The organism is Acinetobacter sp. UBA6720, assembly GCF_002454215.1.
Classification (GTDB): domain Bacteria; phylum Pseudomonadota; class Gammaproteobacteria; order Pseudomonadales; family Moraxellaceae; genus Acinetobacter.
Map to the genome: position 1 here is coordinate 20,159 of NZ_DKIK01000098.1, position 14,445 is coordinate 34,603.

12 protein-coding genes and 1 pseudogene are annotated in these 14,445 nt (G+C 42.9%); 9 read left to right on the top strand and 4 right to left on the bottom strand.

The features are described 5' to 3' along the window. Nucleotides 1–11: 11 nt before the first annotated feature. The 8 genes from pcaC to B4F08_RS08950 all read left to right on the top strand — a co-directional run bounded on the left by pcaC (nt 12) and on the right by B4F08_RS08950 (nt 10,578). Nucleotides 12–446, top strand: coding sequence for a 4-carboxymuconolactone decarboxylase (pcaC, locus tag B4F08_RS08915; protein WP_086208645.1), 435 nt, complete (start codon nt 12–14; stop codon nt 444–446). A 26-nt stretch (nt 447–472) separates the two neighbouring features. Continuing rightward, on the top strand, nt 473–1,198 hold the full coding sequence (gene pcaH / locus B4F08_RS08920) for a protocatechuate 3,4-dioxygenase subunit beta (protein ID WP_004981392.1): 726 nt from the start codon (nt 473–475) through the stop codon (nt 1,196–1,198). A gap of 15 nt (nt 1,199–1,213) precedes the next feature. Beyond that, nucleotides 1,214–1,843, top strand: coding sequence for a protocatechuate 3,4-dioxygenase subunit alpha (pcaG, locus tag B4F08_RS08925; RefSeq protein ID WP_291374176.1), 630 nt, complete (start codon nt 1,214–1,216; stop codon nt 1,841–1,843). 150 nt (nt 1,844–1,993) lie between these two features. After that, nucleotides 1,994–2,851 carry a type I 3-dehydroquinate dehydratase gene (gene aroD, locus B4F08_RS08930; RefSeq protein ID WP_291374177.1) on the top strand — a complete coding sequence of 286 codons (858 nt, stop codon included), beginning with the start codon at nt 1,994–1,996 and terminating at the stop codon, nt 2,849–2,851. A gap of 44 nt (nt 2,852–2,895) precedes the next feature. Further along, nucleotides 2,896–4,356, top strand: a complete 1,461-nt coding sequence (locus B4F08_RS08935) for a NosD domain-containing protein (protein WP_291374178.1) — start codon at nt 2,896–2,898, stop codon at nt 4,354–4,356. 56 nt (nt 4,357–4,412) lie between these two features. After that, a complete protein-coding gene (locus B4F08_RS08940; protein ID WP_291374179.1) occupies nt 4,413–5,732 on the top strand; it encodes a carbohydrate porin in 1,320 nt (439 codons plus the stop codon). Between the two features lie 180 nt (nt 5,733–5,912). Next, on the top strand, nt 5,913–8,336 hold the full coding sequence (locus B4F08_RS08945) for a glucose/quinate/shikimate family membrane-bound PQQ-dependent dehydrogenase (protein WP_291374180.1): 2,424 nt from the start codon (nt 5,913–5,915) through the stop codon (nt 8,334–8,336). 145 nt (nt 8,337–8,481) lie between these two features. Continuing rightward, nucleotides 8,482–10,578 (top strand): TonB-dependent receptor, encoded by a 2,097-nt coding sequence (locus tag B4F08_RS08950; RefSeq protein WP_291374185.1) that lies wholly within the window; start codon nt 8,482–8,484, stop codon nt 10,576–10,578. A gap of 100 nt (nt 10,579–10,678) precedes the next feature. Here the strand turns inward: B4F08_RS08950 and B4F08_RS08955 are convergent, their stop codons facing one another. The 4 genes from B4F08_RS08955 to B4F08_RS08970 all read right to left on the bottom strand — a co-directional run bounded on the left by B4F08_RS08955 (nt 10,679) and on the right by B4F08_RS08970 (nt 13,796). Continuing rightward, nucleotides 10,679–11,065, bottom strand: a complete 387-nt coding sequence (locus B4F08_RS08955) for a carboxymuconolactone decarboxylase family protein (protein WP_004981378.1) — start codon at nt 11,063–11,065, stop codon at nt 10,679–10,681. A 258-nt stretch (nt 11,066–11,323) separates the two neighbouring features. After that, entirely contained in the window at nt 11,324–11,971 is a 648-nt protein-coding gene (locus B4F08_RS08960) for a CoA transferase subunit B (protein WP_279735859.1), read from the bottom strand. A gap of 2 nt (nt 11,972–11,973) precedes the next feature. Beyond that, nucleotides 11,974–12,678, bottom strand: a complete 705-nt coding sequence (locus B4F08_RS08965) for a CoA transferase subunit A (protein ID WP_291374181.1) — start codon at nt 12,676–12,678, stop codon at nt 11,974–11,976. A gap of 236 nt (nt 12,679–12,914) precedes the next feature. Next, nucleotides 12,915–13,796 carry a LysR family transcriptional regulator gene (locus B4F08_RS08970; RefSeq protein ID WP_291374182.1) on the bottom strand — a complete coding sequence of 294 codons (882 nt, stop codon included), beginning with the start codon at nt 13,794–13,796 and terminating at the stop codon, nt 12,915–12,917. Nucleotides 13,797–14,374: 578 nt separating this feature from the next. On the opposite strand from B4F08_RS08970, the pseudogene B4F08_RS17275 reads away from it, so the two are divergent. Next, a pseudogene (locus B4F08_RS17275) lies at nt 14,375–14,445 on the top strand (GntP family permease); the annotation flags it as partial.

The following is a 14,445-nucleotide window of genomic DNA, read 5'->3' on the forward strand; positions in this document are numbered from 1 at the left end:
AGGTTTCTCCCATGAATGATGAACAACGTTATGAACAAGGAATCACTGTACGCACTGAAGTGCTGGGTGAAAAGCATGTCGGTCGTTCACTTGAGAACTTGAATGATTTTAATGCTGACTTTCAAAACTTTATCAGTCGTTTTGCGTGGGGCGAAGTCTGGTCTAGACCAGGCATGCCACGCCATACCCGTAGCTTAGTCACCATTGCGGTGTTATTGGCACTGGGCCGTGAAGACGAACTGCGTATGCATTTACGTGCTTGTTTTAACAATGGTGTGACCAAGGACGACTTAAAAGAGTTGATTTTGCACTGTTCACTGTATGCCGGTTTGCCCGCAGCCAATGCAGCCATGCACATGGCAGAAGAGGTTTTTGCAGATTTGGGCATTGCCCCGCAAAAGCTGAGCGAACAGCAGCTTAGCCAAGAACAAATGAATCAAGAGTAATGGAACAAGATTAAGAGGGACGTCACATGTCGCAACTTATTTTAGGTGCTTATGCACAACGCAATACCGAAGATCACCCGCCAGCATATGCACCCGGCTATAAAACCAGTGTATTACGCTCGCCCAAAAATGCGTTGATTTCGATTGCAGAAACGTTAACTGAAGTGACTTCACCACAGTTTAGTGCGGAGCAGTTTGGGCCTAAAGATAACGATTTGATTTTGAACTATGCCAAAGAAGGTTTGCCGATTGGTGAGCGCATTATTGTGCATGGTTATGTCCGTGATCAGTTTGGGCGTCCAGTTAAAAATGCCTTGCTTGAAGTGTGGCAAGCCAACGCTTCTGGTCGTTATCGTCATCCAAATGATCAGTTTATTGGTGCAATGGACCCGAACTTTGGAGGCTGTGGCCGCATGATGACGGATGCCAATGGCTATTTTGTGTTCCGTACCATTAAACCGGGTCCTTATCCTTGGCGTAACCGTATTAATGAATGGCGTCCTGCTCATATCCATTTCTCTTTGCTTGCCGATGGTTGGGCGCAGCGTCTTATTTCTCAGTTCTATTTTGAAGGCGATACGCTGATTGATTCGTGTCCGATTATTAAAACCATTCCTTCGGAAGAACAACGTCGCGCGCTGATTGCTCTTGAGGATAAGAGCAACTTCATTGAAGCAGACAGCCGTTGTTACCGCTTTGACATCACTTTACGTGGTCGTCGTGCGACATATTTCGAAAATGATTTGACTTAATTCAGGGAGAGCAACATGAACCATTGGAACTTTCAAGAATTGCATGAAACGCCATCTCAAACAGGTGGGCCATACGTACACATTGGTTTGTTGCCCCAACAAGCCAACATCGAAGTTTTTGAAAACAACTTTAACAATCAGTTGGTTCAAGAAAAAACCTTAGGTGAACGTATTCGCTTAGAGGGTCAAGTATTCGACGGTCTAGGTTTGCCGTTACGCGATGTATTGATTGAAATTTGGCAGGCAGATGCCAACGGCGTGTATCCAAGTGTGGCGGATATTCAGGGCAAAGCGGTCGATCCAAACTTCCTCGGTTGGGGACGTACAGGGGCAGACTTTGAAACTGGTTTTTGGAGTTTTAATACCATTAAACCGGGTGCTGTTCCGGGACGTAAAGGCACAACTCAAGCACCGCATATTGCACTGATCATTTTCGCACGCGGTATCAACATCGGTTTGAACACCCGTGTCTATTTTGAAGATGAAGCGGAAGCCAATGCACAAGATCCTGTGCTGAAAGGCATTGAGTGGGCACCTCGTCGTCAAACCCTTATTGCAAAACGTGAACAGCGTGATGGTGAAGTGGTGTATCGCTTTGATATTCGTATTCAAGGAGAAGACGAAACGGTCTTTTTGGATATCTAAATTTTCCAAGATTTAGTGCGAGACATCTTGAACTAATTCTAAAGATAAAAGTTTATACGTGGTGATGGTATGACCCATTTCGTTCATCCCACGTATATTTGCCATTGATGACAGAAGTCAGGCAATAGTTTGTAAATACAAGGAAATGTAATGATGAAAATCAAAAAAATTGCGATGCAACTTTGTTTTAGCAGTGCTGTTTTAGCAGCAATGCCAGCATTTGCAGCGGAAGTCGCTCAATCAAGCGTACAACACTATGTGGTGAAAAACCTCAATATTGGTGACTTACCTGTCAAAACCATTGTGCCGATTACCGCAAAAACGGCTGAACAAGCGATTGCCCAAGCAAAAGTGATTGCCAGTAATCCAAACGCAGATGTGGCTGAGTTTCGTATCGACTTATTGGAATTTTCTGCCGACACTAAAAAAGTGATCGCACTGGGTCAGCAGTTGAATCAAATTTTAAAAGACAAACCGTTAATCGCTACCATTCGTACCCATAACGAAGGCGGAAAAATGACAGTGTCTGACCAAGACTATGAAAAAATTTATCGTGAATACCTGAAAAAGCCATTTATGCAATTGCTGGATATTGAAATGTTCCGTGATGCAGGCAGTGTGGCGAAATTAACCAAATTGGCGCATGACAAGAAGGTGTTGGTGATCATGTCGAATCATGATTTTGCAAAAACACCTGAGCAACAAGACATTGAAAACCGTCTGCTAAAACAAGATCAGATGGGTGCCGACATTTTGAAAATTGCGGTAATGCCAAAGTCAAAACAAGATGTCTTTACCCTCATGAATGCCACCTTGGCCGTCAGCCAAAAAAGTCAAAAACCACTACTGACCATGTCGATGGGACAGTTGGGCACCATTTCACGTGTGGCGACTGCCAACATGGGTGGCAGCCTAAGTTTCGGTATGATTGGTGAAGCTTCTGCACCGGGTCAAATTGATGTGACTCAACTCAAACAGTTGCTGAAAACTGTACAACCAACCCCTTAATGCACTGCGTTATTCATGTTCAAGGATAGAAAAGGATTTAAAATATGAAACCATCAACTTTACGTTTGACCACATTGGTTTTGAGTTTAGCGGCATCAGGTTTGGCCAGTGCAGAAACTTATATTGTGGATCGTTATCAGGATGATAGTGCAAAAGGTTCACTGCGTTGGGCAATTGAACAATCGAATGCCAATACGGCGCAAGAAAATGAAATTCACATCCAAGCTGTGGGTAAGGCACCTTATACCATTAAACTAAATCAGCCTTTACCGCCAATTAAGTCTTCAGTGAAGATCATTGGGACGCAGTGGGATAAAACAGGCGAGTTTATTGCGATTGATGGTTCAAACTATATTAAAGGTGAGGGCGCTAAAGCCTGCCCGGGGGCAAACCCTGAACAGTATGGCACCAATGTCCGTACCATGACTTTACCAGGTCTAGTTCTGCAAGATGTGAATGGCGTGACCTTAAAAGGTCTCGATATTCACCGTTTTTGTATTGGTGTTTTGGTGAACCGTTCAAGCAATAACTTGATTCAACATAACCGTATCAGTAATAACTACGGTGGTTCAGGCGTGATGTTGACGGGTGATGATGGTAAGGGCAATCCAACCTCAACCACCACCAATAACAACAAAGTTTTAAATAACTTATTTGTAGATAATGGCGATGGTCTTGAACTCACTCGTGGCGCGGCATTTAACCTTGTCGCTAATAACCTATTTACTTCAACCAAAGCCAATCCAGAACCGTCACAAGGGATTGAAATCCTGTGGGGCAATGATAATGCGGTGGTCGGGAATAAATTTGAAAATTACTCTGATGGTTTGCAAATCAACTGGGGTAAGCGCAATTACATCGCTTATAACGAACTGACCAACAACTCAATAGGTTTTAACCTCACCGGTGATGGCAACATTTTTGACAGTAATAAAGTCCATGCTAACCGTCTTGGCATAGCAATACGTTCAGAAAAAGATGCCAATGCCCGCACAACCTTGACCAAAAACTTAATTTGGGACAATGGCAAAGATATTAAACGCTGTGAAGCGGGTGGTTCGTGTGTACCCAATCAACGTTTAGGTGCCATTGTGTTTGCTGTGCCTGCGCTAGAACATGCTGGCTTTGTCGGTTCTCGTGGGGGTGGCGTAGTCATTGAAGCAGCGAAACTGCAAAAAACCTGTAGCCAGCCAAATGAACAGGGCTGTAATGCGATACCCAACCAAAATATCCAAGCGCCACGTTTGAGTTATAGCAAGGGTCAGGTTATGGCTGAAGTACAAGCACAACCAAATCAACGCTATCAGGTTGAATTGTTTGCCAATCGTCAAGCGAGTAGTCAAGAAGCAGAGCAGTATTTAGGTACTCAAGTGGTGACAACCGATGCACAAGGTCATGGTCAAGCAACATGGAAAGTGGCAAGTGGTGTGGCTAATGTCACCGCCAATGTCACAGACCACTTGGGTGCGACCTCTGAATTGAGTCCAGCTGTTCGCATTAAATAATAAAAACCGCATGGAAAGCTCGGTTGAGCTTTCCTCACAAAAAAGGATGTTTGGTTATGCAACAACTCTTAAAACTAGGCACATTATCTTTGGCGCTTTTAACTTGCCAATTGGCGTCAGCCAATGAATTTTACTCGGCAGACCGTCAATGGTTATTCGGCGATTGGAACGGTGAACGGAAGCAACTGGAAGATCAAGGTTATAAATTTACAGCTTCGATTATGAGCCAAGCAGCGACCAATTTGGCTGGTGGTTATAACGATGACCGAAGTTTTGACAATGCTGTACAGTTGACCTTAGGTGCCAATTTTGATTTAAACAAAATTGCAGGTTGGGAAAATACCACAGCAGGCTTAATGATTACCAAACGTGATGGTAATTCATTAACTTTAGCGCGAATTAAAGATCCACGTGCCAGCACCTTGGGGAATACTCAAGAAATTTATGGGCGTGGCAAGATCTGGCGCTTAACCCAAGCATGGATTAAAACAGGATTTGACGATAACCGTGTCCAATTTAAGATTGGTCGTATGGGCATGTCCGATGACTTTAACAGCTCGCAATGTGAGTTTCAGAACTTACTTTTGTGTGGTGGACAGTTAGGAAAATCCATCGGTTCGATTTGGTATAACTGGCCTGTCAGCTTATGGGGCACCAATGTTAAATACCAATTTGCACCAGACTGGTCACTTGGTGTTGGTGTCTATGAAGTCAACCCAGACAATGTCAAAACAGATTCGGACAGTGATGGTTTTAACCTCGATATGGACAATGTCGAAGGGGCGACCATTCCAGTTGAACTGGCATGGAAACCTAAACTTGCCACATTTAGTGGTTTACCGGGTGAATATAAACTCGGCGCACTGTATTCCACAGCAGAAGCTAAAGATGTGGGCACATCAGGAGAAATCCACGATGGCAAATATAGTTTTTGGTTGAATGCTCAACAACAACTGACCCAACATGGGGCTGATCCTAAACGTGGTTTATATATCAGTTTTAATGGGGTCATCAATGACCGAGACACGACCGCTGTAGAAAGTACGCAGCAGTTGGCACTTTGGTACAAAGGTCCTTTTGACAGTCGCCCTAATGATTCGATTGGCTTTGGTTTAGCTAATTATGTGGTAAATGACCGTGTGAAGGATAAACAAATCGCCACCAACGAAGGCCGTGGTTATACCAGTTATGACGCGCTTGCCAGCGATTATGTCCCAATTCAACATGACGAACTCAATGTCGAGTTGAACTATACCTATCAATGGTCTCCTACGGTAATGCTCAGACCCAACTTGCAATATATCTATCAACCTTCTGGGGTGAAAGAAGTGGATGACGCATGGGTGGCTGGCCTTAGCGTTAAGGTGAATTTTTAATCGTATTTGAAGTGAAAGAGTGTTTAAAATATCAGTGATGTGATTGCTGAATTTAAATGCTCTTTTTTTCGTTGCTGAAGCAAACCAATTGTGGTGGCTCAAAAGTTTGGATGTGGTGTGAATGATGCTCAGAACAAAGTAGGAGAGATCATTTAAAACACAGCATTTGGAGTAAAACGTATGTCCGAAGCGCAATCTCAACCCATATTTAAAATATGGTGCTTTATATTAGGCTTGGCTTTATTGCTGACTGGCTTATTTTATTTAATCGGTGGTGGAAAACTGATTAGTCTAGGAGGTTCATGGTACTTCCTGATTGCAGGCGTATTAACCACCATTTCCGCAATCTTTATTTTTAGAAAAAAAGCATTGGGTGTTTGGGTCTTTGCCTTGGTTTTTCTTGGAACCGTGGTCTGGGCACTGTTTGATGCAGGTTGGGATTTTTGGGCACTCCATTCACGGTTAATGTTTCCTGCGGGTTTATTTGCCGCACTGTGTTTTACTTTACCTGCTATTCGTAAGTACCAATTTCAAATTGCGCCTTCAGCACCTGCTTATGCCTTAGGTGGTTTGACGGTGTTAGGTATGCTGGGTGGTTTATATGGCATGTTTATTCCACATCCTACAGTCAAAGCCAGTGGTGAAGAGCTCCCTCTAGTGCCTGTAACGGCTCAAACCCAACAAGTGAATTGGTCGTACTATGGTAATGATGCTGGCGGAAGTCGTTTTGCCGCACTGGATCAGATTAACCGTAATAATGTGTCTAAGTTAAAAGAAGCATGGCGCTTTCAAACAGGCGATATGACTACAGGTACGGGTAATGGCGCAGAAGACCAGCTCACGCCTTTGCAGGTCGGTGATAAAGTCTTTTTATGTACACCGCATAACAACATTATTGCTTTAGATGCAGACACAGGTAAACAAATCTGGAAAGCTGAAGTGAACTCTAAAGCGGATGCTTGGGAGCGTTGCCGTGGTGTGGGTTACTTTGACTCGACTCAAGCCTTGGTACAACCGACTTTAGCAGGTGCAAGTGCGGTGACTGCGGTGGCAAATAATACTGCATGTCCGCGTCGTGTTTATACCAATACACCTGATGGTCGTTTAATCGCAGTCAATGCCGATACAGGCGAACGCTGCAAAGACTTTGGTGTCGATGGAACGGTGAACTTACTGGAAGGTCTAGGTGCGGGTACGCAAGCGCCTCGTTTTGAAGTGACCTCAGCGCCAACCATTGCAGGCACCAGCATCATTGTCGGGAGTCGTATTGCTGACAACTTTGCAGCCGATATGCCGGGTGGTGTGATTCGTGCCTATGACGTGATTACTGGGCAATTGCGTTGGGCTTTTGATCCACGTAACCCAAATCCAAACTATGTTCTCAAACCGGGTGAAATCTATAAACGTAGTTCGGCTAACTCTTGGGCGGCAATGTCCTACGACCCGCAAATGAACACGGTGTTCTTACCGATGGGGAGTTCATCGGTCGATGTTTGGGGCGGAAACCGTCAACCTGTAGATCATAAGTACAATTCTTCCGTTTTGGCTTTAGATGCAACCACAGGTCAAGAGAAGTGGGTTTATCAAACCGTTCACAACGACCTTTGGGACTTCGATTTACCCATGCAGCCAAGCTTGGTCGACTTTCCAATGCAAAATGGGCAAACCAAACCTGCTGTCGTCATTGGCACCAAGTCAGGTCAGTTCTTTGTACTTGACCGTGTGACAGGCAAGCCTTTAACCAAAGTGGTTGAGCAACCTGTAAAAGCTGCAGATATCCCTGATGAGCAATACAGTGCAACTCAGCCGCGTTCAGTTGAAATGCCACAGATTGGCAATCAAACTTTGACTGAATCGGACATGTGGGGCGCAACGCCATTTGACCAGTTGATGTGTCGGATTAACTTTAAATCAATGCGCTATGACGGTCTCTTTACAGCACCAGGTTCTGATGTATCTTTAAGTTTTCCGGGTTCGCTGGGTGGGATGAACTGGGGCAGTATCGCATTTGACCCAACGCACCGTTATATGTTTGTCAACGACATGCGCCTAGGTCTGTGGATTCAGCTGATTAAACAAACACCTGAAGATTTAAAACTTGAAGCCAGTGGCGGAGAGAAGGTCAACACAGGTATGGGCGCAGTGCCAATGAAAGGCACACCGTATAAAGTGAATAAAAACCGCTTTATGTCAGTACTGGGCATTCCATGCCAAAAACCACCTTTCGGAACTATGACGGCGATTGATATGAAAACCCGTCAAGTGGCTTGGCAGGTGCCTTTAGGTACGGTTGAAGATACTGGCCCAATGGGCATTAAAATGGGCTTAAAAGCGCCGATAGGTATGCCAACGATTGGTGGCCCAATGGCGACACAAGGTGGTTTAGTATTCTTTGCTGCAACGCAAGACTTCTACTTACGTGCTTTCAATTCATCGAATGGTGAAGAAGTATGGAAAGCGCGTTTACCTGTGGGTAGCCAAGGTACACCGATGAGCTACATTTCTCCAAAAACAGGCAAGCAATATGTGGTCATTTCCGCAGGTGGGGCACGTCAGTCGCCTGATCATGGCGATTATGTGATTGCGTATAGCTTAGCCGATTAAAACGTTTTATTGTATGGGAAGCCTGTCGAGATGATAGGCTTCCCATTTTTATGGTAATAACAAGCAAGGAAATATTGTGCGATTAACTTATTTGATGCATACGCCTTTTAAACAAGCCTTATTGACTGCAGTTATTTTACAAACGATGCATGCCTATGCAGAAACGACAGAATATAAACTTCCTATTATCACTGTCCAAGCGGTACATACCGATAGCGAGTTGTTATCGACTTCTGCATCTATTCAAAAAGTCCAAGCGGCTACAGTACAAAACAATGCCAATGTAAACTTATCCGAAGTCCTACAAGGGGTTGCAGGCTTACAAATCAATAACCGTGAAAACTATGCGCAAGACTTACAAATTTCGATGCGTGGCTTTGGCGCTCGTTCGACTTTTGGCGTGCGTGGCATTCGGATGTATGTCGATGGTATTCCTGCGACCATGCCTGATGGCCAAGGGCAAAGTTCTAATATTGACCTCAATAGTTTAGATCACATCGAAGTACTGACAGGACCATTTTCATCTTTATATGGCAACTCATCAGGGGGAACCATCTTGGCTGAGAGCAAAGAAGGACAAGGGAAAGACTCAATCCAAGTGGGACTCAATGCAGGCAGCCACCATAAGCAACAAGCCAATATCCAATTACAAGGGGGTTCCAAACAGGCCAATCAACCCGCTTATGTGATTAGTTCTTCTTATTTTGATACCGATGGTTTTCGAGACCATAGTGCAGCACAAAAAGTATTGAATAACGCCAAACTGACGTGGAACTTAGAGGATGGCAGTAAAATCAACTGGGTCACCAACTATGTCAAAATCCATGCAGATGACCCAATGGGGTTAGAGCGTAAGGATTGGCAAGCAAACCCAAAACAAATCGCTCCTTATGTAAAAAATATGGGGTTTAACGCGCGCAAAGATATTGAACAAACTCAAACAGGTGTGACTTGGTTTAAACCGATTAATGATAAAAATGAACTCTATGCCATGGCATATTTAGGCAACCGCCAAGTCACTCAATATCAGGCAATTCCTAATGGAGCTACCTCCCAGAAGCTACCTACTCATGCCGGTGCTGTGATTGATTTCGAGCGTAATTATTATGGTGCTGATTTCCGTTGGACAGGTAAAGAATTATTACCGAATACTACATTTAGTGCTGGTATTGCTTTAGACAATATGGATGAAGACCGTCAAGGCTATAATAATTTTGTAATGGTAAACGGTAAAGAATCTTATGGTGTTAAAGGTAATTTACGCCGTAATGAAAATAATACCCTGTGGAATTTAGATCCGTATGTGCAAGCTTCATGGCAGTTTTTACCCACGTGGCATCTTGATACAGGCTTACGCTATAGCAATGTACATTATGAGTCGGAAGACCATTACATTGTAGCTGGCAATGGTGATGACAGTGGTTCAACGGATTATCAAAAATTATTGCCATCTGTGGCTTTAGGTTGGGAGATTTTACCTGAACTTTATGCCTATGCCAGTTATGGCAAAGGTTTTGAAACGCCAACCTTTACCGAAATGGCTTATAACACTGATTCTTCGAAATCGGGTATGAATTTTGCGTTAAAAGCAGCAAGTAGCGATACCTATGAGCTGGGGCTAAAGTCGCAGAATCCATTTGGACTCTTCACTTTCGCTGTTTTCCAGACAGATACAAAAAACGATATAGTGACAGCGGGAACAAGAGATGGTCGAGCGACTTTTCGTAATGCAGATCAAACCACGCGACAAGGTTTAGAGCTTTCATGGCAACAAACGATTTGGAAAGAGCTCAATATTCAATCGAGCTTTAGTTATATTGATGCTGAATTTGACAGTTATACAGCAGAAATAGCGAATCCAAATAACCCAACTACTCCATATGCAAAAGCAATTGATAAAGGAAATAAGATTCCTGGAATTGCCAAAAACCAAGTGTTTACCCGTATTGCATGGCAACCTGAGCAAGGCTTTCAAGCAGGCTTAGAAGCGCGCTATATGGATAAAATTTATGTCGATGATATCAACTCAGATACGGCACCAAGTTATACCGTTGTGGCTGCAAATGTCGGCTACTTATGGGTAAACCGTGACTGGAAAGTAAACAGCTATGCCCGAGTCGATAACCTGTTTGACCGTAACTATGTTGGTTCAGTGATTGTGAATGACAGCAATAGTCGTTTCTTTGAACCTGCCGATGGTCGAAACTTTAGCGTTGGCATGAGTGTGACTAAAGCCTTTTAATGGAAATGGTTTGGCTAGGCAAAAAATACGGCATAGCCAAACCAGATGAATTGCGCCATACGACTGCAATATAACGCTTTTGTATGGGCACTTAGTCTATTTATGAATTGCTTTGATATTCCTGAATCACTTCCAGTGCAGCGCGGAACGCCTCTTGAGTTGCAGGTGCACCGCAATAAGGCAAACTGTGCAGAAGGACTTCTTGAATTTCTTCAACCGTTGCACCGTTATTTAGCGCACCACGAACGTGGCCTTTCAGCTCAGTTGGACTCTTTTGTGCCGTCAAAAATGCAATGGTAATTAACGAGCGATATTTACGTGGTAAAACACCTTCACGTTGCCATGTTGAGCCCCAAGCATGTTCATTAATCCAGTCCTGCAAAGGTTGGGTGAAAGGCACAGTATTGTCTTGAGCACGTTTAACAAAAGATTCGCCCATGACTTCTGTGCGAACTTTTAAACCATTTTCATAATCTTGTTGTGACATGGGAACCTCTGGATGTGGAATGCAAATATAGTAGCCGAGCGGATTAATTTTTCATCAGGTATTTGAGTTAAAAAATGTGCGCAGGAGTCATCATTCGGTAAATTCGAGAATATCGGGAGATAGACTTGGTCAAGGTAATGATGGTTTTATGTTGGATTTAAAGGCTATAAAGAAGCTTCTTTTTAACTGAAAATCTTTTTTTGATTGATCCCAATAACAAAGCAGCCGAAGCTGCTTTGAATGATGTCGTTTTTGTACTTAAGCGGCTTTAAAGCCATTGATTATCAGTGCTAAGCCAGTCGCTTTCTGGATTTGTTCTAGGCTCACATCGCGTGCCAGTTCAACCAGTTTCACCCCTTCAGCAGTGATATCCATCACACCTAAGTCAGTAATGATACGGCTAACGACAGCTTTACCCGTGAGTGGTAGGGTACATTGAGGCACAATTTTTGGCGTGCCATCTTTGGCGCAGTGTTCCATGAGCACCACGACTTTTTGTACACCAGAGACCAAGTCCATTGCACCGCCCATGCCTTTGACTTTTTTACCCGGAATCATCCAGTTTGCCAAGTCGCCCGTTTCAGAGACTTCCATTGCACCTAAAATAGCAATATTGACATGACCACCACGAATCATGGCAAAGGATTCTGAGCTTGAGAAAAATGCAGCCCCTTTGCGTGCGGTGACAGTTTGTTTTCCTGCATTAATCAAGTCTGCATCGACTGCATCACGGGTTGGAAATTCATCAATACCGAGCAAGCCATTTTCTGACTGCAACCAAACATTGATCCCTTCGGGTAGATAATTGGCCACTAAAGTCGGTAAGCCAATACCTAAGTTGACATAAAAACCATCTTCGAGTTCAAGGGCAGCACGCTGCGCCATTTCATTACGTGTCCAAGCCATGATTAAGCTTCCTCTGCTTTAATGGTCAGTTGTTCGATCTGCTTTTTTGGGGTGGCATTCAGCACCACACGGTTGATGTAGATCCCCGGTAAATGGATGTCATCTGGATCAATTTCACCAATTTCAACCACTTGTTCGACTTCAGCAATGGTGAATTTGCCTGCCATAGCACAGTCAGGGTTAAAGTTACGTGCGGTTTTACGGAACACCAAATTGCCCGCTTTATCGGCTTTGTAGGCTTTGATTAAAGCAATGTCCGCAGTGAGAGACATTTCTAAAATATGTGGACGACCATCAAAGTCACGAACTTCTTTGCCTTCGGCAATGAGAGTGCCTACACCTGTCTGGGTGAAAAATGCAGGAATACCTGCACCACCTGAACGTAGTTTTTCTGCGAGTGTGCCTTGCGGTGTGAGCTCGACTTCAAGTTCACCATTCAGATACTGGCGCTCAAACTCTTTGTTTTCCCCAACATAAGACGCAATCATTTTTTTAATTTGTTTGGTTTCTAATAATTTACCTAAACCAAAGCCATCTACACCTGCATTATTTGAAATACAGGTTAAACCTGTGACACCTGTATCTTTTAAGGCATCAATTAATGCTTCTGGAATACCACAGAGGCCAAAACCACCCACGGCAATAGTTTGATTATTGGCAACCACATCGGCCAATGCTTCGGCTGCATTTGCGACGACTTTATTCATCTTTTATTTCCTGATCTTCCTTGCTTGTTATTTTTTTAGCATTGCACTGCTTTTTTTAGAAATTGAATCTTTCTAATGTGTAATAAAAAAAACTCATTAATCATTAATATTAAAGAAGGAAAAAGAGAGAACTAGGTGCGAAGAATACAAAATGCCTTAAATATTTAAATCATTATAAGCATTTGATTCATAAGGAATAGGAACAGAGATTCATCTTTAAGGATAAAAGTGAGGCTTTAAAAATGATGCCAAAGTGTGGTTTCAATAAATTGGGCTGAAATGTTGGACAGTTCATAATCTTTTTTATAAATAATGCCCACCGCCAGTTGAGTTTGGTTGTCGTCAATTTCAATCAACACATTTTTTTCAAGATCAATGAATTTCTGAAAATGCCGTGGAATCGCACTGACGCCCATGCCATAGGCAACAAAGTGAGATAGAGAACTGATTTGGTGGCATTCGACTTTCAAATCCAACACCACTTGATGCGCTGCACACTGTTCCTCAATTACATGTCGAATAATCGAGGGGTTTTGTAAGGTCACAAAAGGGTAAGAGCAGAGTTCCAGCCATGTCACGCTTTTTTGTTTGGCTAAGGCATGGTGTTTGGGTAACAGAGCCAAAAAGTCTTCATTGAATAAGGGCTGGAAAATCAGTTGATCGTTGGGTTTAGGTTCAAAACAAATACCAATCTCAAAAATGCCTTCTTGAACTTTTTCAATGATTTTTTCATTGGTAATGTCATGGATGGAAAAACTGATGTTGGGGTGTAATTGTGAAAAATCATGCATCACTGCGGGGAGTACCGCATGGGTGGCAAAGGGCATTGAGGCAATATTTAAAGTGCCACGGTTGAGTTTAAAGCGCTGTTTGACATCTTTTTCCATATCTTCCCAGTTGGCCAGAAGCTTTTTGGCATAGGGAATCAGGGACTGACCTTCAGTGGTGATTTCTACCCGACGCGTGTTGCGTTTAAACAGTTTTCCACCCAGTTCTTCTTCTAGCGTTTTAATGCTTAAGCTGAGAGCGGATTGGCTCAGACACAGTTCATTGGCTGCATTGGCATAATTAAGCGTACGTGCAAGGACTAAAAAGGCTTTTAATTGTTTGAGTGTCATGAGCTTCCCTGAGCAATGATGCAACACGATGTCGAATGAAAGTGAACGTGCTTTTCTCCAATGGTTTACATGAAAAATACAACAGGAGGTCAAAATAGATCAAGTGATGAAAGTAAATGTGGTTTTGATTCGATGGGTCAAAGCAGTATAAGCCGAACAGCTTGATAGTCTGTAAAAATATGTTTTAACTAAATGAAAAATATAAAAATTGATTATTTTGTGTGATTTCGAAATTTTACCTTTAACTTGATACAATTAGTTTGATCAGTCTTACTAGGGCATGGATATTAATCAATTTTTCTTCTTACTCAATGATTATTTTCAAACAATGTGCGGGTTTATATGCATTATAGTCTGACCCATAAGCTGAAATATTAATGCTCTGATGGATAAATATAGTACACAGATCAGAGTGCACATAGACATCTCGTCATGATGGAAAATAGACAGTCTATGGATGCGTATAGGGTACTTTCAGTACAGGTTGATTGTACTGTGACTCAACTAGATTTGACATCATTCGCCATTAATATCACAGCACATCAAGACATATTTTCTTTAAGGATGGAGTAAAAAATATGTGGGATTTGGGTGTAATTTTATTGTCTCTTGGGCTACTGATGTATACAGCCTACAGAGGTTTTTCTGT